The sequence below is a fragment of the Bacillus sp. FSL R9-9410 genome (assembly GCF_038050385.1).
Lineage (GTDB): Bacteria > Bacillota > Bacilli > Bacillales > Bacillaceae_G > Bacillus_A > Bacillus_A cereus_U.
Genome location: NZ_JBBOTV010000001.1, coordinates 3343940 through 3361432, shown reverse-complemented (window position 1 = coordinate 3361432; position 17493 = coordinate 3343940). Strand labels below are relative to the sequence as shown.

Below are 17493 nucleotides of genomic sequence, written 5' to 3'. Positions count from 1 at the left end.
GCATAGGGTCATGAATGAAAATCACTATTTATTATTAACGCCAGGACCATTAACGACAACAAAAACTGTAAAAGAAGTTATGTTATACGATTGGTGTACGTGGGATGTTGAATATAACACGATGGTGCAAGATGTAAGAAATAGGCTTGTATCGTTAGCGACAAAGGAAGAAGAAAAGTACACAACAGTTTTAATGCAGGGAAGCGGTACGTTTGCGGTTGAAGCAGTAATTGGTTCTGTTATTCCTAGAAACGGAAAGCTGCTAGTTTGTACAAATGGTGCGTACGGTAAGCGGATTGTACAAATGGCAGAGATGTTACATATAGATGTGGTGTTCAGTCAAACAGAAGAGTGGGAGCCTACTAATATTGCAGAAGTAGAAAAGTTACTGCAACAAGATAAAGAGATTACGCATATTGTAGTTGTTCATTGTGAAACAACTACAGGTATTATTAATCCAATTGTAGATGTATGTAAATTGGGAAAACAATACGGAAAAGTTACACTGGTTGATGCGATGAGTAGTTTCGGTGGTATTGAAATGGATATCGCTGAGTTGCAAATTGACTTTCTAATTAGTAGTGCGAATAAATGTATTCAAGGTGTTCCCGGATTCGGTTTTGTCATCGCAAATCGTGATGAATTATTGAAATACAAAGGGCAAGCCCGTTCTTTATCATTAGATTTATATGATCAGTGGGAAACGATGGAAGAGCAAAATGGGAAATGGCGTTTTACCTCACCAACCCATATTGTACGTGCTTTCTATCAGGCATTGCTTGAATTAGAAGAAGAAGGCGGGGTAAGAGCCCGTTACAATCGCTATTATAACAATCAAAAACTATTAGTTAATAGAATGAAAGAAATTGGTTTTCGAGCGTTAGTAGATGAAAAATATCAATCTCCTATTATTACATCTTTCATTTATCCAGGTGAAGGATTTGAATTTCAGCACTTATATAACGAATTAAAGCAGTATGGATTTGTTATTTATCCTGGTAAAATTTCGAAAGTAGATACGTTCCGCATTGGAAATATTGGTGATGTACATGAAGAAGATATTAATCGCTTAGTTGATAGTATTGCTAAAGGGGTTGTTATAGGGTGAAAGTATTTTGCTTAGGTGGAGCAGGTAAAATTTGTCGTGAAGCAATTTTAGATTTAGTTCAATTTTCATCTTTTGAGACGATTACGGTAGCCGATTTTAATGAAGAGGAAGGCCGAAAAGTAGTAGAGTGGTTAAACGATCCTCGTGTTGATTTTGTGAAAGTCGACGTGACAAACCATGAAGATACGGTTGCAAAAATGAAGGGCTATGACATTGTAATGGATGGCACGACGATAAAGTTAAATGGCTTGTCTACTCGCTGTATCGCAGATGCCGGCTGTCACGGTGTGAACTTAAATGGATTTGGTGAAGAAAATAAATCCCATTCTATATTTGTTCAAAACGGAAAAACATGTTTACCTGGGTTTGGTATGACGCCAGGTGTAACGCAAATGATGGCTATGCATGCAGCAAATCAGCTAGATACTGTAGAGTCAGTTCGAGTAAGCCATGGCTCATATCGTCCGATTGCTTTTTCTGCATCAATTACAGAAACAACGACATATGAATATGATCCACATTTACCATCGCGTACAGTGTATGAAGATGGTGAATTTAAGCAAGTACCTCCGTTTGCGCGCCCAAGAGAAATTGAATTACCAGCGCCTTACGGAAAAACAATGCAGTATATCATCCCGCATTCAGAAACGATTACGTTAGCGAAGGCACTGGAAGATAAAGGTGTACAGCTTATTGAAACAAGAGGAACTTGGCCAGAGCAAAATATGCAGCTCGTTCGTGCTTTATATGATTATGGTATATTGCGTAATGATCAAATTGAAATAAACGGTAAAGAAATTGGTATTATGGATTGTATTTCGAAGTATCTATTAAAATCGAAAGAAGGGCAAGCAACAGAGCTTTATGGTTATGCACTTCATGTAGAAGTAATAGGTATGAAAAATAATCAAAAACAGCGACATGTATTACACCATATACATCCGCTATCTGACGGTTCTGTAGTAGGTTGGGAGAAATTGAGAGCCTATACAAGAAATGTTGGTATCCCATTTGGAGTTGCTACAGAGTTAATTGCAAAAGGAGTAGTTAATAAAGTCGGTGTTATTACTCCTGAAGAAGCTTTTGAAAATCCACAAATTATTTTTGACGAACTAGAAAAGCGTGGTATTCATATTCATGAAGAAATTTTCACTGAAAAAGAAATTTATAACTTTGTATAAGTAAGACAGTTTATGAGGTAGATATAAATGGGGTGAGGCTATGTCTGTAGTAGGTGAAGAGAGAAAGAGGACGATTCTTGAGAAGGTAGAGTTTAAAGGGAAAGTAAAAGTTTCAGAATTAGCGAGAGAGTTCGCAGTATCAACAGAGACGATTCGTCGGTATTTAGAAGAATTAGATCGTGAAAAAAAATTGAAGAAAGTGTATGGTGGAGCCGTTCAACTTCCGGGAGCTGGAATAGAGGCGCCGATGTTAGAACGAGAGATGCTGCATATAGAAGCGAAGAAAAGAATTGGGTATAAAGCAGCAACGTTTGTGGAAGATGGAGATGTTATTGCGATTGATGATGGAAGTACACCACTTCAAATGGTGCCATATCTTGTTCATCGTAAAAATTTAACGATTGTTACGAGCTCTTTTCCAGTAGCGACACAATTAATATCTTCTATTAATAAAAAGATGTTTCACGGTGAGGTTTTATTTATAGGCGGGAAAGTATCTCCAAAACATTCACGTGTGTCGGGGTCTATTTCGCAGCAAGTAATTCATCAATTTCATTTTCATAAAGCATTCGTTTCGATTGATGGATTGTTACCTAGCTTTGGGGTTTCTAGCTTTGAATTAGAAAAAGCGAAACTGTCAGAAGCGATGATTAAATTATCAGAGAAAACGTATATTTTATGTGATCATACAAAGATAGGCGTAAAAGGGAACTACCGAATAGCAGGATTTTCGCGTATTCAACATGTTATTTGTGATAAGAAAATGCCATATAGTTTTGAAGAAGAAGTTAAAAAGAATAATATTCAATGGACAGTTTGCTAAATGAATTGAATACATCTAGACTCCCACCTAATTTTTAGGTGGGAGTTTTACTATCAGCAAGTAACAAAATAAAAGATTTGTATTTATGCAAAAAGTGGACACATTTTCTCATCTCATTCATATAATTTACCAATACAAAAAAAGTTGGTCGAAGGAAAGAAGGGGAAGTATGTCAGAACGGATATATAATAAACTTGTATTGTATGCAAACATTTTGCAAAAAATTGGTGTTATTAATGAAAAAGAAAAAAGTGAAATCCTTCATACGATAGGTAAAAAAGCCCTTTGAGTAAAGGGTTTTTTATTTTTTATCTATGGGAATATAAACTTAATGTAATATTCCTATTGACAATGATAATGAGATTCATTATCATTTATTGTGTTAGTAATTGATATGAATTATCAATTGAAATATATATAAGATAAGGGGATATTATTTTGAAAAAAAGTTATATTAAAGCTCTAGTAGTAGCAACAACATTAGCTATTCCATTTGCTGCGTATTCTACTCCAGCGTTAGCAGCAATAAAAATTGAAGCAAACCAGTCGGTAGCAGCAGCCAGTGATCGCACGTATGATACTGAGATTAAAATATATAAGGATCAAAAAGATGAGCCATCTATGGTTTCTCAGTACATAAAAAATCCTAAAGTAGCAATTGAAGATGGGAAAAAGATTGTTACTGTAACCGTACAAGATAGCGATTATTTTCAATATCTTAGAATAGAGGATAAAAACCAACCTGGTGTATTTCATGATGTGAAAGTATTATCAGAAGATAAGAGGAAAAATGGAACGAAAGTAGTCCAATTTGAAATTGGCGAATTTGAGCAGAAGCACAATATGCAAATGCATATACTTATTCCGGCTATTGGATATGATCACAAATATCAAATTCAATTTGAAATTAAAGATCCAACTTTAGGTGACAAAGAAACAGAGAAACCAGATGATAACTCTAATTCAGGCAATACGGAAACGGATAATCCAGTTGATAGTCAAAACATGATAACAGATAAGAAACTAAGAGAACTTGTTAATAAAAAAGTATTTAATAGAAAAGATTTAAATACACCAATTACGAAAGAAGAGTTATTACAAGTAAAGGACTTGTTTTTAAATACGAATGAGATTCTTGATTATAGTGCATTAAAATATATGCCAAATTTGAAATCTTTAACAGTTGCAAATGCGAAGATAAAAGATCCGTCGTTCTTTACGAACTTAAAGCAATTGAAACATTTGGCTTTACGCGCTAATGAAATTGTAGATGTAACACCACTTGTGAAGATGGATAATTTAGATTCTCTTGATTTAAGTAATAATAAAATTACGAACGTTGCACCACTAACGGAAATGAAAAATGTAACAAGTTTATATTTAGCAGGAAATCAAATTGAAGATATAACAGAATTAGCGAAAATGGAACAACTAGATTACTTGAATGTAGCAAATAATAAAATTATGAATGTTGCTCCGTTAAGTAAGCTAAAAAATGTAACATACTTATCTTTAGCAGGAAATCAAATTGAAGATATTAAACCGCTTTATGCGCTACCGTTAAAAGATTTAGTATTAACGCGTAATAAAGTTAAAGATTTATCAGGTATTGATCAATTGAATCAATTACAAGAGTTATGGATAGGGAAAAATGAAATAACAGATGCTACTCCTCTAAGTAAGATGACACAGTTGAAAGTTTTAAACTTACCTAACAATGAGTTAAAAGATATTACTCCATTATCAAGTCTAGTAAACTTACAAAAACTTGATTTAGAGGCAAATTATATTTCAGACTTATCGCCAGTTAGTAATTTGAAAAAGTTAGTATTTTTAAGTTTTGTTGCAAATGAAATCCGCGATGTTCGACCAGTTATAGAACTAAGTAAAACAGCTTACATCAATGTTCAAAATCAAAAAGTATTTTTAGAGGAAACAGAAGTAAATAAAGAAGTGAAAGTACCTGTATACGAAAAAGATGGTAAAATCTCTACAAAAATTCGTTTGAAGAGTGAAGGTGGTATGTATAGTAACGATGTAGTTAAGTGGAGTACACCAGGTGAGAAAGTATATGAATTTGGTGTGAAAGACCCATTTGCAGATACAGGAATCTTCTTTACAGGATCTGTTATTCAAAATGTGGTAGAAAGTAAAGAGGACAATACTTCTAAAGAAGACGAGGAAATAGAAGCAATAATAGAATTTAAAGATGTGCCGAAAGGACATTGGTCAGAAGCAGCAATTAATTATTTAGCGAAAGAAAATATTTTTAAAGGATATGGAAATGGACAATTTGGATTTGGGGATAATATTACTCGTGGACAAGTTGCGTCTTTAGTACAAAGGTACTTGAAATTAGAAAATAAAGTAGAGCAGAAAGAGATGTTTACTGATACGAAAGGGCATATGTTTGAGCAAGATATTGCTACAGTTGCACAAGCTGGAATTATGCAAGGAGATGGTACAGGGAAGTTTCGTCCTGAAGGAGTATTAACTAGGTACGAGATGTCAGTAGTATTACAAAAATTATTTCAGTTAAAGGAAAATGAAAATAATTTGGAGAACTTTACAGACGTACCAACAGGTCATTGGGCAAAAGGATATGTGAAAGTTTTAGTGGATAATAATATATCAAAAGGTGACGGGAATGGGAACTTTTTAGGGGATGATTTCGTAACACGGGAGCAATATGCGCAATTTCTGTATAAGGCAATAAAAAAATAATAAATGAGAAAAATACGTTATTCTTTAATAAGAAGAATAACGTATTTTTTATATGTACAAAATCAGGTGCGAAATAGACAGGAGTGCTTACATGTGATATGCCTATTTTTCCGACAGGTGCTGAAACCGTATTGACAAAAAGGTATTCTCGTGTGATAATTCAATTAAATTTTTAGAATAATCAAAAAACATTCCTTTTACATAGAAAGGATTTTAACATTATATTAATATTACGCCGGGGGTGACGAAATGTTATTTTTTCTGAAGAAATGGAACGAATTAAAAGATGTGAAAGCAGAATTGGCACTTCGCGATTGGTTTTATGGTACAAAAATTAGTTTATCGATGTGTACGTCAAAAGAGCCATTAACATTTTTAGTGAATGTAGAGGGAAGAGATAAAGGGGTATTTTCTGAAGAAGATTTTATTGTCGTAAATTGCATGTGTGAGCCAGTATTTGAAAACGAAGAAAAACCAGCTACAGAGTCATTTATGCATGCGGATATTTATAAAAAAAGTAGTGCAGAATGCATTTTACAAGTGCAAACTGTAGATAGTCATTTAATGTCAGAGCTATATGGGAAAGAAGGAGAAGTAACATTCGAAAAACGCAGTGTGGAACGTGTTTTTGGAAAAGATGGTATTACAGAAATGACAATTCCAATTGTAGAAGATGAAAAGAAATTCGCTAATTTATTAGAAAATAATGTTCCAAACTTTATTGAAGGTGGCGGAGTAGTCCTTGTTCATAATTACGGAATGATTGTGTGGGGGAAAACCCCAGAAGAAGCGAAAAAATGGTTGGAAGGTATAGAGTATTTAATGAACTATCACGTAAAGCTTTTAATGATAAAAGGGGCAAAAAGTTCTGTTATATAAAGATGTATTCACAGAGATTACCATTCCATAAAAATGAAAGCGTTTTAAAAAGAAATTTCACTCATAAAATATAGGTCTCCTTATTATATATAGATTACATGTTGACATGTAAGGAGGAACATATTTTGCGAGTTAAATATCATTTTCTGCCAAAACAGCAGGTGACATTTTGCAAAACGAATGATTCTGGTGAAAAGGCGTTACAAATTATGAATGAAACGGGATTCCGCGCAATCCCTGTATTAGCAGAAAATGAGAAGGAATTCACGGGGATTATTTATAAAGTAGATCTTTTAGAAAAGAAGTGTAATAGCAGATTAGAGGATGTAAGTACAGAAGATGTACTGGAAAATCCAAATTCGTTTATTTTTGAAAAGGATTCTTTTTTTAGAGCTTTTTACGTTATTCGTCGTCTCCCGTTTTTAGCGGTTTTAAATGAGTATAATGAATTTGTCGGCATTTTAACACATTCTAATGTATTTGATGTCATTGAGGATTCGTTCGGTATGCGGACGGGTGGTTATATATTAACAATTGCAACACAAGATTGTAAGGGAACAATTAAAGAGCTTGGGACATTATTAAAAGCATATAATATCGGTGGACTGTTTACGCTTGATAACGGTGATCAATATATTCGCCGTGTTATCGTAAATATATCGGATGAGTTAAATGAAAAAAAATTAAAGCAATTAATTGAAAAGATAGAGAAAAAGGGATTTAGGGTGAGTCATGTAGATTATATTTAAGTTAAGCAAGGTACCTATCTGCTATATGTAGATAGGTACCTTGTTTAGTGTGAGAAATGAATCTTATTTTGAAACAGAAGGTGGAGACAATACTAAATCAGATAAAAAAATAAAGTCTGCATGCTCACGAATTTTAGGAATAGAAGTTTCTATAACACGTGATGTAATTTCACCTGGAGCCCCAACGTGTCCGATAGCTACCATAATGGGTTTGTCTTGGATTTTTTTTATGAGTAATTGTGCTTGTTTTGAAATGTGACTTACCGTATATACATCATCAAAAAATAATTGGTTTTCAATAATAGGCACGCCTAATTCTTTCCCGATTTTTGGGACAACACTATTAGGGTTTGTTTTACTATCTAAATAAAATAAACCGTGTTTTTTACAGGCAGAAAGTATAAGACGTACAATCCTTTCATCAGCGGTTACTTTTGATCCCATATGATTGTTCATACCTATTGCATGAGGTATTTCTTGAATTGCTTGTTCGAGTCGGTTGTTTATTTCTTCATCGCTTAAATCTGTTGTAATCGCTTTTGGTCCAAGCCACTCTTTTTTTCCTCTAATTGGTTCCATTGGCATATGTATAATAACTTCATGCCCTTTTTTATGGGCAGCTATTGCATCTTGTTTAGTAGAAGGAAGAAATGGCATAACAGCAACAGTGAGTGGAATAGGAAGTGATAACATCTTATCTGTGCCTTTCATATTATTGCCGAAATCATCGATGACAATAGCAACCTTATTCGTATGAGCATTTGCTTGAATAGGAAAGAAGAAGAAGGGTATGAACAGGGTGAAGACGAGAAATGTAATAGTATATTTGCGCATATAAATATTTCCTTTCTATTTTATCCTGCTATTTGCGGGCAGTAAGACTCCCACCTCAAAATTCGGCTGGAGCAAAGAAGTTAGGTGGGAGATCCACTGCCGGTAAACACCCGATTGGTGAAGGCTAATAATCAGTGGGGGATGAACAAAATCTCCACTGATTCAAGTTTCACTTTATCAATCATCATTATGTTTTGCGTTTTTACATAAATTAAACAAAAAATGTCGAAGAAAAGTACATTGAAAATAGAGAATCCACTGTTTACTGAGTATTTACAAAAAAGAAGATGAAAAAAATGTCTATTATTGCGAATGTATTTACAAAGATAGAATAATTTGTAATAATTCTCAAAGTGAGGGTAAAGATTTGTAAATTACAGGGGGAAAATGTTAAATTTTCTGATTCTTCAAATTCAAATAGGGTTAAGTGTTTAAAGGGCTAAAGTAGAAGAGGCGTTGAGAGTATGGAAGAAAAATAAGGGGGATATGGATGTTTACTGTAAAAAGGAAGTACACATTAGAAAAGCTTTCGCATGATATTCATATGAAACGTGAAGAAATGATTCATTTAGGATTAACAAGTGGGTTAAATAGTATGGAGACAATTCAAGTTAGTCAAGAATTGGACAAGCTTATCGTACAGTATCAGCGTTACAAAGAAAAACAAACACCGAAATGGTTTTCAATTATAAAGGTTCCTATTTTTCAAATTGGGTATGAAGGGAAATCGAACAATTTTTGGAGAATGTTTGTAGCTGGTTTTATGAAATAAGTATAATTACCCTTTTAGGATAAGGATAATTATACTATGTGTAATGGAATCTCTATATGAACTGTCGTTCCTTTGTTTTCTTTACTATCAATAAATATATGCCCATTGTACATCTCTACAATTCGTTTACATATAACAAGCCCAAGACCTGTTCCAGTATCTTTATTAGTAAAGAACGGATGAAAGAGGTGTTTTTGAATATGTTTTGGAATCCCTTTTCCAGTATCAATAATTTGCAATTGTGCGTGTTTTTCGTTGTTTGTTACCACAATGGTTAATGTATCACCAGAAGCCATAGCTTCAATTGCATTTTTTGTAATGTTTAAAACCACTTGTTTCATATGGTCTTTTGAGCAACGTATATGAACAGGATGGTCTGGCAAATGTAAATGAAATACAATGTTATGTAGATTCGCTTCAGATTGGATAATTAATGCGACCTCATTAAGAATCGTTCTTACATCATATGTTTGTTCAATGATGGCAGTTGGTTTTCCAAGAATAAGAAATTCGCTTACAATTTCATTAATCCGTTCTATTTCTTGTTCGATTATGGAAAAGTAGAACTGATCCTTTTCATCTTTATATTTCTCTTTTAACAGAGCAACGAGGCCTTTAATTCCAGTAAGAGGGTTACGGATTTCATGAGCTGTACTAGCTGCAAAAGTTCCAACCAATTCAATTTTTTGTAGTTCATTTTGTTGTCTTTCTAGTTTTGTTTGACGTTTTAATAACATATATTGAGCAAGTAAAAATAAAATAGACATTAAAAATAAAGTAGCTATACACTCTATTGAAACTAACTGGTATAAAATTTGTTGATGAATAGGTAACGGAGAAACAGAGACTTTCCAATTTAATCTTTGGAGTGGGGTAGTAAGCATGTTAGAATGTCCGTCGCTTGTTTCGTTATTATCATCGGTTAGAAAAACTACATCATGTTTATCAGTCACTTCGAAATGATATTGTGGTTTAATAGCATTTAAAGAGGCCGAAATGTAGTCAAATCGTAAACTTGCTAATAATAAGCCTGAGAGTTCCTTTTGTCTATTAAATATTGGAGAAGCAATCATAATAGCTTGATGCCCAAGAACGCGATCTGTAATAACTGATGATACAGTTGTTTTCTTAGATTGCAATGCATCGTGGATGTATTGGCGGTCAGAAACGTCAATAGGCGGAGAATCGCCTTGGGATGCGATTGTAATCATCCCATCTGTCGTAGCGTAATATAGACCAGAAAAACGTTCATCATTTCCATCGGTATCATGTACAATTTGTTTAATCCCATTGATGTTTCCAGTTTCGGTCCCTACGACTTTTGCGAGCATTTCTAAGGCAGATATAGCTTCACCAAGGTGATGGTCTAAATAGTCTCTATATAAGAAGAGAACAGTGTGAGCAGATAGTTTGTTTGCTTGTTTCATTTGATAAGTGTGATACGAAAAAAATGTGGCACCAATCCCTATCGTTGGCAGTATAACAAGCAGTATGTAAAAAACTATGCTTTGTAATTTGACTTTCAAATTTGGTACTCCTTCTTTTTTTATTATCATTATATATAAACTATGTTAAAATTGTCATGTTTTTATTCAAGAATCATTTGCATTACATTAGGGAAAGGAAAAGGGATGAGTGAATATTCATTCGGCAGTTGTAATGAAGCGCTACGTTGCTTTTCTTTTTGTTGCGGAGAATTTAAGTGAAGGGTTGAAATGGTATGACATCAAATAATGAGCGAGAAGACATTTCTCAATCTTTAAAAGTATTTATTGCACTATCCCGTGTACATCGTTCTGTTATGGATACTACAAATAAATCCATACAAAGTAACGGATTAAATCCAACTGAGTTTGCTGTATTAGAATTACTATATCATAAAGGAGGCCAACCACTTCAGCAAATCGGTGAGCGTATTTTAATAGCTAGTGGCAGCATTACATACGTTGTAGATAAGCTAGAGAAAAAAGGGCTTGTAAAACGAATTCCATGCCCAAATGATAGGCGTGTTATTTATGCGCAATTAACGGAGTCTGGAGAGAGCTTTATTGCTTCTATTTTTCCAGGCCATGAGCAAGTTATACATCAGTCTTTTGAAATGTTAACGAAGGATGAGAAGGATGAATTACTTGATCTATTAAAAAAAATTGGAAAGTATGAAAAATGATGATATGTTCCAAAGAAGCTTTGGATAAAGAAATCCAAGGCTTTTTTGTGTGCATATATTCATGACATCATCTACCGCATTTTGCTGAAGAATAAGAGGAGATTTGTAAGTAAGCATTGAATTATAGTAATGATGCATATAATGGAGAGGGGGCTCGTTCATGTCATTTAAAGACTATGAATATAAACGGCCAAATATTGAAGAATTAAAAGAGAAGTTTATTGTTGCTTTAGAAAAATTCGATAAGGCAAAAACGCTTGAAGAACAGCAACAAGTAATTAATTCAATTAATGAAATTCGTAATGATTTTGGTACAATGGGGAATCTTTGTTACATTCGCCATTCTGTTGATACGACAGATGCTTTTTATAAGGAAGAGCAAGATTTCTTTGATGAATACTCACCAGTTGTACAAGGCTATGGAACAAAATATTATAAGGCGTTAATTAATTCTCCATTCCGTGAAGAATTAGAAGCGTATTATGGAAAGCAATTATTTGCTCTAGCTGAATGTGATTTAAAAACATATTCAGATGAAGTAGTGAAAGATTTACAATTAGAGAATAAATTGTCTTCACAATATACACAGTTATTAGCATCTGCAAAAATTGATTTTGCAGGAGAAGAGAGAACATTATCGCAACTTATTCCGTTTATGCAAGGAAAAGAAAGAAGCGAACGTAAAGCAGCAAGTGAAGCATACTACGGATTTTTAGCTGAGAATGAGGAAGAGTTAGATCGTATTTATGATGAGCTTGTTAAAGTGAGAACGAAAATCGCAAAAACACTTGGTTTTAAAAACTTTGTTGAATTAGGATATGCAAGAATGTATCGTACAGATTATAATGCTGAAATGGTAGCGAACTATCGTCAGCAAGTATTAGATTATATCGTTCCGGTTGCAACAGAGTTAAGAAATAGACAAAAAGCACGCATTGGTGTAGAAAAGCTCGCTTATTATGATGAAAACTTTGAGTTTGCTACAGGTAATCCAACTCCAAAAGGCGATGCCGATTGGATTATTAATCACGGGAAAACGATGTATAAAGAATTATCAGCTGAAACAGATGAATTTTTTAATTTCATGCTAGATAATGATTTATTAGATTTAGTTGCGAAAAAAGGAAAAGCTGGTGGTGGATATTGTACATATATCGAGAATTATAAAGCACCATTCATCTTCTCAAACTTTAATGGAACGTCTGGTGATATTGATGTATTAACACATGAAGCTGGTCATGCTTTCCAAGTATATGAAAGTCGTAAGTATGAAATTCCAGAATATAATTGGCCAACATATGAAGCGTGTGAAATCCATTCAATGAGTATGGAATTCTTTACATGGCCATGGATGAAGTTATTCTTTGAAGAAGATGCGGATAAATATTACTTCTCACACTTAAGTTCAGCACTTCTATTTTTACCGTACGGTGTATCTGTAGATGAATATCAACATTATGTATATGAAAATCCAGAAGCATCGCCAGCAGAACGTAAGTCAGCATGGCGTAACATAGAGAAGAAGTATTTACCACATCGTGATTATGAAGATAATGATTATTTAGAGCGTGGTGGTTTCTGGCAACGTCAAGGCCATATTTATAGCTCACCGTTCTATTATATTGACTACACGTTAGCTCAAATTTGTGCACTGCAATTTTGGAAACGTGCAAGAGATAATAGACAAGAGGCTTGGGAAGATTATGTGAATCTTTGTCAACAAGGTGGAAGTAAATCATTCTTAGAATTAGTAGAAGTTGCAAATTTAACATCACCATTCGCTGAAGGGTGTGTAAAAAGTGTAATTACAGAAATTGAAGCGTGGTTACGTGCTGTTGACGACACAAAATTGTAAAAAACATGCACTTTTTTCACATGTTTAACATCGACATAATGGAAGAATGATGAGATAATAAAAGAAAATTCAGAATTATTTGAGGGGTGTTTCTAATGGGGAGCGCCCCTTTTCACCAACAAAAGGGGGAAAGCACTATGCTTCAATCTAATATGGATGTTAGTTTAGAAACTTTAGTCCACTCATTACAGTCTACACGAAGCACGCTGTTATCAGAAATTGAAATGTTAAATGATACAGAGGTGAATGTAAAGCCACGCCGTGATAAATGGAGTATTATTCAAATTTTGCATCATTTGCATTTAGTTGAACAGTCTGTCACATCTGCCCTTGTATATGCTTTGCAAAAAAAAGAAAGAAAACTTGCTCCATTTAAAGACCTCCAACTTACGCTTGATCGCACGCATAAACGAGAAGCTCCTCAACAAATGAAACCAACAGAAACATTAATGAAAAAACTGCAAGGAATTCAATTACTAGAACATTCACGACAAGAATTATTTCATGCACTTCATAGTGTGATAGATGAAAAAGAATTATTTGAAAATGGATTAAAACATCCTATTTTTAATGATTTGAATTTATATCAATGGGTTCAATTTCTGGATTTACACGAACAAAGACATCTTACACAGCTAAAAGAAGCGAAACATGCAATTTTACAGCGGTAAAGTGAAACTTTAATCAAGGGGGCATATCACTGATTATTAGTCCGCAACAATCGGGCTGCCCTCAAATAGCGGGAAAAAGGAAAAGAAGCGGCGAACCGCTTCTTTTCCTTTTTTACTCATGCATAGTTTTATTTCTTATTTTGGAATACTACATGAGGAAGAGAAAAAGGAGTTGAAAAGTATGTCAAAGAAAAAGAGAGAAGAAGAGCGCGCTTGGAAAGCTCGGAAAGAAAATCAAAAGCCGCATGGAAAGGTGAAAGCTTTTGCAGAATTAGTTGAAGGAACAGAAAAAACGTGATGAACTTCATCACGTTTTTTGTATGATCGGGAAAGTTAATAAAAATGTTGTACCTGTTCCTTTTTCACTAATAATATCAACCTTTCCATTCATTGCTTGAATAACACTGAAGACGACCATCATCCCGAGTCCGGTCCCTTTTTCTTTCGTCGAGTAGAAAGGTGACCCGAGGCGTTTTACTTGTTCTTGATCCATACCAATACCTGTATCTTTTATATATAATTGTATATGTTTATGATCTGGAACTAATGTAAGAATAAGGTCACCACCGTTAGGCATAGCCTCAATACAGTTTTTTAAAATATTTAATAAGCATTGGTTCAGCTTTTGCTTTTCACCAGCTATAAAGAAGGATGTACTTTGCTTTATGTAATGTATACGAACATTTGTTAAATTGGCGAGAGGTGTAATTAAAGATAACGCATGGAGTAATTCTTCCTCTACTTGTAATTGTTGTTCTTTTTCAATACTCGGTTTTGCAAAAGTTAAGTAGTCTGTAAGAACATGATTTGCTTGTTCGATACCATTAATGGCTATGTCGATATATAATTTTCGTTCCTTCTCAGAACATGTATCTGACTGTAAAAGTTGCAAAAATCCTTTCGTTGAAGTTAAAGGGTTGCGAATTTCATGAGAGATAGAAGCTGCCATTTCACCGATTAAATGAAATTTTTCAGCATTCATAAGTTCATTTTGGAGACGAACTTGCGTTTGTAATATGTGTAGCAAATATAAAATAAGGATTGTACCAAGCATCGTACATAGTTCGTACACGATAATATGTGGTATATAATCTGCCGTATTTGTAACCTCTGAAAGGAAAAATGGTATCCAGCCAAATCCGAATATGAGGCTGTAAAAGATAGCGAGTGCTATTTTTATACGATTAGAACTTCGGTTAAACAGTTTGTATGTTAATAGTAGAACAATGAATAGTAGAACCGAAGCTATAAAGGATGGGAAAACACCTATCCCTCCTAATAAAAAGCGATATATGTTTAATACAGCTAAGATGGAAGCACCGGCAATAGGACCTCCTGTTAATGTACCGACAATTAATACGATATGACGCATATCAAATTGAAATCCATAGTTTGTTTTTGCTGCGAAAGTGATACATAGTATGGTAGCGAGGCAACATAATACAATAAACATAGCTGAATTTAATTTAGGAGAGCGTTTCCCTTTTTGATTCCAAAATAAATGATATAAAAGCATTGTAACAAGGATGGATAATATATTTAAAAAGAGATAAATAATAAAGAGTTTCAGTGGGATGTCTCCTCTCTTCTAACATTAAATTAATCATACTATAAAATGAAAGAAATGAAATATGAAATAGCGGAAAAAATCAGAAATTTTTTCTGGTAGTATACAATATGTTACAATAATCTTTGTCAATGAAAGAAGAAATTCCGTGCACTGCATGGGAGAGGTTCGCGAACTCCCTCTATAAAAAACTATGGAAACAACAATATCATTAGGTATTGTTTTGTTTTTTTATTGTGACAGTTCAAGAACGTTCTTTCTTCTTATTCGTAGTAGAGAAGGAGAATGAGTGAAATGAAAAAAGAAAAAGCAGTTGTTGTTTTTAGTGGTGGACAAGATAGTACAACATGTTTATTTTGGGCAATACAACAGTTTGCAGAAGTGGAAGCTGTAACGTTTAATTACAATCAACGTCATAAGTTAGAAATTGATTGTGCAGTGGAAATCGCGAAAGAGTTAGGAATTAAACATACGGTACTAGATATGAGTTTATTAAATCAACTTGCTCCAAATGCGTTAACGAGAACGGATATGGAGATTACACATGAAGAAGGTGAATTGCCATCAACATTTGTAGATGGACGAAATTTACTATTTTTATCATTTGCGGCTGTATTAGCAAAACAAGTTGGAGCACGTCATATTGTAACGGGTGTATGTGAAACTGATTTCAGTGGTTATCCAGATTGTCGTGACGTGTTTGTGAAATCATTAAACGTTACATTAAATTTATCTATGGATTATCCGTTTGTTATTCATACACCACTTATGTGGATTGATAAAGCAGAGACATGGAAATTATCTGATGAACTTGGAGCATTTGAGTTTGTTAGAGAAAAAACATTAACATGTTATAACGGAATCATTGGAGATGGTTGCGGTGAATGTCCAGCATGTCAACTTCGTAAAGCAGGATTAGATACGTATCTACAAGAACGCGAAGGAGCGAGCAACTAATGGATAACTTTTTTGGATTTCGCATCGTAGAAAATTTGCAAAAAATGGACAAGGATATTCAGCGTGAACAACTCAAATATCATAATAAAAGAGTAATGGTCAGCAAGGAATTTACATTTGACGCAGCGCACCATTTACACTGCTATGAAGGGAAATGTAAAAATTTACATGGACACACATATAAAGTCGTATTTGGAATTAGCGGATATGTAAATGAAATAGGCCTTGCAATTGACTTTGGCGATATAAAAGAGATTTGGAAAAATGAAATAGAAATTTATTTAGATCATCGTTATTTAAACGAAACATTGCCAGAAATGAATACGACTGCTGAAAATATGGTCGTTTGGATTTATGAAAAGATGGCAGAAGCATTAACGAAAGATAATCGTGCGAACGAATACAAGGGAGCTCGTGTTGAATTTGTTCGTCTTTTTGAGACGCCGACTAGTTATGCGGAAGTAAGACGGGAGTGGATGCTCGATGAGTAAAATCCCCGTCTTAGAAATATTTGGTCCGACCATTCAAGGAGAAGGGATGGTTGTAGGGCAAAAGACAATGTTTATCCGTACAGCGGGCTGTGATTATAGCTGTGCTTGGTGTGATTCTGCTTTTACATGGGATGGATCGGCCAAAGATCAAATTAAACAAATGACACCGGAAGACATTTGGAATGAGCTTGTAGAAATTGGTGGAGAAAATTTTTCTCATGTTACGATTTCGGGTGGAAATCCTGTTTTGCTGAAAAATATGCAATTTCTTCTTTCTATATTAAAGGAGAATGGAATGCGAACAGCGGTAGAAACGCAAGGGAGTAAATGGCAAGATTGGTTGCTTCAAATTGATGAGGTAACGATTTCTCCAAAACCACCAAGTTCAGCTATGAAAACAGATTTTCAGATGTTAGATTCTGTTATTCATAAACTAGCAGAGAAAGATTTTAGTTTAAAAGTAGTAGTATTCGATGATCAAGATTTTGAATATGCAGTTAAGATGCACGAGCGTTATCCGAATGTACCATTTTTCTTACAAGTAGGAAATGATGATACGAAAACAGTGGATGATGCGGTGCTTATAAAAAAACTATTAGAAAAATATGAGTGGCTTATTGAAAAAGCTGTGAATTGTAAAGAAATGAATGATGCGAAAGTACTGCCTCAGCTTCATGCGTTAGTATGGGGAAATAAACGAGGGGTATAATGAGAA

At 34.1% G+C, this 17493-nt stretch carries 17 protein-coding genes and 1 riboswitch; of the genes, 14 read left to right on the top strand and 3 right to left on the bottom strand.

What is annotated here, in order from left to right; all coding sequences use genetic code 11:
- Positions 1 to 10: 10 nt before the first annotated feature.
- The 6 genes from phnW (at position 11) to cbpA (ending at position 7464) form a co-directional block, all read left to right on the top strand.
- Positions 11 to 1108, top strand: coding sequence for a 2-aminoethylphosphonate--pyruvate transaminase (gene phnW / locus MKX77_RS17505; RefSeq protein ID WP_341307333.1), 1098 nt, complete (start codon positions 11 to 13; stop codon positions 1106 to 1108).
- A complete protein-coding gene (locus MKX77_RS17500) occupies positions 1105 to 2289 on the top strand; it encodes a saccharopine dehydrogenase family protein (protein ID WP_341307332.1) in 1185 nt (394 codons plus the stop codon). Before phnW ends, MKX77_RS17500 begins: the two co-directional genes overlap by 4 nt.
- Positions 2290 to 2329: 40 nt before the next feature.
- Positions 2330 to 3112, top strand: a complete 783-nt coding sequence (locus MKX77_RS17495; RefSeq protein WP_215555660.1) for a DeoR/GlpR family DNA-binding transcription regulator — start codon at positions 2330 to 2332, stop codon at positions 3110 to 3112.
- A gap of 438 nt (positions 3113 to 3550) precedes the next feature.
- A complete protein-coding gene (locus tag MKX77_RS17490; RefSeq protein WP_341307331.1) occupies positions 3551 to 5836 on the top strand; it encodes an NEAT domain-containing leucine-rich repeat protein in 2286 nt (761 codons plus the stop codon).
- Positions 5837 to 6085: 249 nt separating this feature from the next.
- The gene (locus tag MKX77_RS17485) at positions 6086 to 6715 is read left to right on the top strand and encodes a class II aldolase/adducin family protein (RefSeq protein WP_098778423.1); all 630 of its coding nucleotides are present in this window, start codon (positions 6086 to 6088) and stop codon (positions 6713 to 6715) included.
- A 125-nt stretch (positions 6716 to 6840) separates the two neighbouring features.
- A complete protein-coding gene (gene cbpA, locus MKX77_RS17480) occupies positions 6841 to 7464 on the top strand; it encodes a cyclic di-AMP binding protein CbpA (protein WP_002140932.1) in 624 nt (207 codons plus the stop codon).
- 63 nt (positions 7465 to 7527) lie between these two features.
- On the opposite strand, the gene MKX77_RS17475 is transcribed toward cbpA, so the two are convergent.
- Complete coding sequence (locus MKX77_RS17475) at positions 7528 to 8298, bottom strand: divergent polysaccharide deacetylase family protein (protein ID WP_215555663.1); 771 nt, start codon at positions 8296 to 8298, stop codon at positions 7528 to 7530.
- Positions 8299 to 8788: 490 nt separating this feature from the next.
- On the opposite strand from MKX77_RS17475, the gene MKX77_RS17470 reads away from it, so the two are divergent.
- Positions 8789 to 9070: an aspartyl-phosphate phosphatase Spo0E family protein gene (locus MKX77_RS17470; RefSeq protein ID WP_002011543.1), complete on the top strand. Its 282-nt coding sequence runs from the start codon at positions 8789 to 8791 to the stop codon at positions 9068 to 9070.
- Between the two features lie 29 nt (positions 9071 to 9099).
- Here MKX77_RS17470 and MKX77_RS17465 read toward each other — a convergent pair whose 3' ends face one another.
- The gene (locus MKX77_RS17465) at positions 9100 to 10596 is read right to left on the bottom strand and encodes a DUF3149 domain-containing protein (protein ID WP_215555664.1); all 1497 of its coding nucleotides are present in this window, start codon (positions 10594 to 10596) and stop codon (positions 9100 to 9102) included.
- Between the two features lie 194 nt (positions 10597 to 10790).
- On the opposite strand from MKX77_RS17465, the gene MKX77_RS17460 reads away from it, so the two are divergent.
- The 4 genes from MKX77_RS17460 (at position 10791) to MKX77_RS17445 (ending at position 14061) form a co-directional block, all read left to right on the top strand.
- Complete coding sequence (locus tag MKX77_RS17460; protein WP_000203343.1) at positions 10791 to 11237, top strand: MarR family winged helix-turn-helix transcriptional regulator; 447 nt, start codon at positions 10791 to 10793, stop codon at positions 11235 to 11237.
- 160 nt (positions 11238 to 11397) lie between these two features.
- A complete protein-coding gene (locus MKX77_RS17455) occupies positions 11398 to 13092 on the top strand; it encodes a M3 family oligoendopeptidase (protein ID WP_341307330.1) in 1695 nt (564 codons plus the stop codon).
- A 137-nt stretch (positions 13093 to 13229) separates the two neighbouring features.
- Entirely contained in the window at positions 13230 to 13763 is a 534-nt protein-coding gene (locus MKX77_RS17450) for a DinB family protein (protein WP_002149622.1), read from the top strand.
- A gap of 181 nt (positions 13764 to 13944) precedes the next feature.
- Entirely contained in the window at positions 13945 to 14061 is a 117-nt protein-coding gene (locus tag MKX77_RS17445; protein WP_000038354.1) for a DUF6254 family protein, read from the top strand.
- 9 nt (positions 14062 to 14070) lie between these two features.
- Here MKX77_RS17445 and MKX77_RS17440 read toward each other — a convergent pair whose 3' ends face one another.
- Positions 14071 to 15279 (bottom strand): ATP-binding protein, encoded by a 1209-nt coding sequence (locus MKX77_RS17440; RefSeq protein ID WP_341307329.1) that lies wholly within the window; start codon positions 15277 to 15279, stop codon positions 14071 to 14073.
- 208 nt (positions 15280 to 15487) lie between these two features.
- A riboswitch (PreQ1 riboswitch) is annotated at positions 15488 to 15531 on the top strand.
- A gap of 93 nt (positions 15532 to 15624) precedes the next feature.
- Between MKX77_RS17440 and queC the strand changes: the two genes are divergently transcribed.
- Genes queC through queE form a run of 3 tightly spaced genes read left to right on the top strand, consistent with a single transcriptional unit; the run spans position 15625 to position 17487 of the window.
- Entirely contained in the window at positions 15625 to 16287 is a 663-nt protein-coding gene (queC, locus tag MKX77_RS17435) for a 7-cyano-7-deazaguanine synthase QueC (RefSeq protein ID WP_002158728.1), read from the top strand.
- The gene (queD, locus tag MKX77_RS17430; protein ID WP_002011526.1) at positions 16287 to 16778 is read left to right on the top strand and encodes a 6-carboxytetrahydropterin synthase QueD; all 492 of its coding nucleotides are present in this window, start codon (positions 16287 to 16289) and stop codon (positions 16776 to 16778) included. Before queC ends, queD begins: the two co-directional genes overlap by 1 nt.
- The gene (gene queE / locus MKX77_RS17425; RefSeq protein WP_341307328.1) at positions 16771 to 17487 is read left to right on the top strand and encodes a 7-carboxy-7-deazaguanine synthase QueE; all 717 of its coding nucleotides are present in this window, start codon (positions 16771 to 16773) and stop codon (positions 17485 to 17487) included. Before queD ends, queE begins: the two co-directional genes overlap by 8 nt.
- Positions 17488 to 17493 lie beyond the last annotated feature (6 nt).

Coding starts and splice junctions, on each gene's coding strand:
- phnW (WP_341307333.1), top strand. CDS start 11: ATGAATGAAAATCACTATTTATTATTAACGCCAGGACCATTAACGACA.
- MKX77_RS17495 (WP_215555660.1), top strand. CDS start 2,330: ATGTCTGTAGTAGGTGAAGAGAGAAAGAGGACGATTCTTGAGAAGGTA.
- MKX77_RS17485 (WP_098778423.1), top strand. CDS start 6,086: ATGTTATTTTTTCTGAAGAAATGGAACGAATTAAAAGATGTGAAAGCA.
- MKX77_RS17475 (WP_215555663.1), bottom strand. CDS start 8,298: ATGCGCAAATATACTATTACATTTCTCGTCTTCACCCTGTTCATACCC.
- MKX77_RS17470 (WP_002011543.1), top strand. CDS start 8,789: ATGTTTACTGTAAAAAGGAAGTACACATTAGAAAAGCTTTCGCATGAT.
- MKX77_RS17460 (WP_000203343.1), top strand. CDS start 10,791: ATGACATCAAATAATGAGCGAGAAGACATTTCTCAATCTTTAAAAGTA.
- MKX77_RS17455 (WP_341307330.1), top strand. CDS start 11,398: ATGTCATTTAAAGACTATGAATATAAACGGCCAAATATTGAAGAATTA.
- MKX77_RS17450 (WP_002149622.1), top strand. CDS start 13,230: ATGCTTCAATCTAATATGGATGTTAGTTTAGAAACTTTAGTCCACTCA.
- MKX77_RS17445 (WP_000038354.1), top strand. CDS start 13,945: ATGTCAAAGAAAAAGAGAGAAGAAGAGCGCGCTTGGAAAGCTCGGAAA.
- MKX77_RS17440 (WP_341307329.1), bottom strand. CDS start 15,279: ATGCTTTTATATCATTTATTTTGGAATCAAAAAGGGAAACGCTCTCCT.
- queC (WP_002158728.1), top strand. CDS start 15,625: ATGAAAAAAGAAAAAGCAGTTGTTGTTTTTAGTGGTGGACAAGATAGT.
- queD (WP_002011526.1), top strand. CDS start 16,287: ATGGATAACTTTTTTGGATTTCGCATCGTAGAAAATTTGCAAAAAATG.
- queE (WP_341307328.1), top strand. CDS start 16,771: ATGAGTAAAATCCCCGTCTTAGAAATATTTGGTCCGACCATTCAAGGA.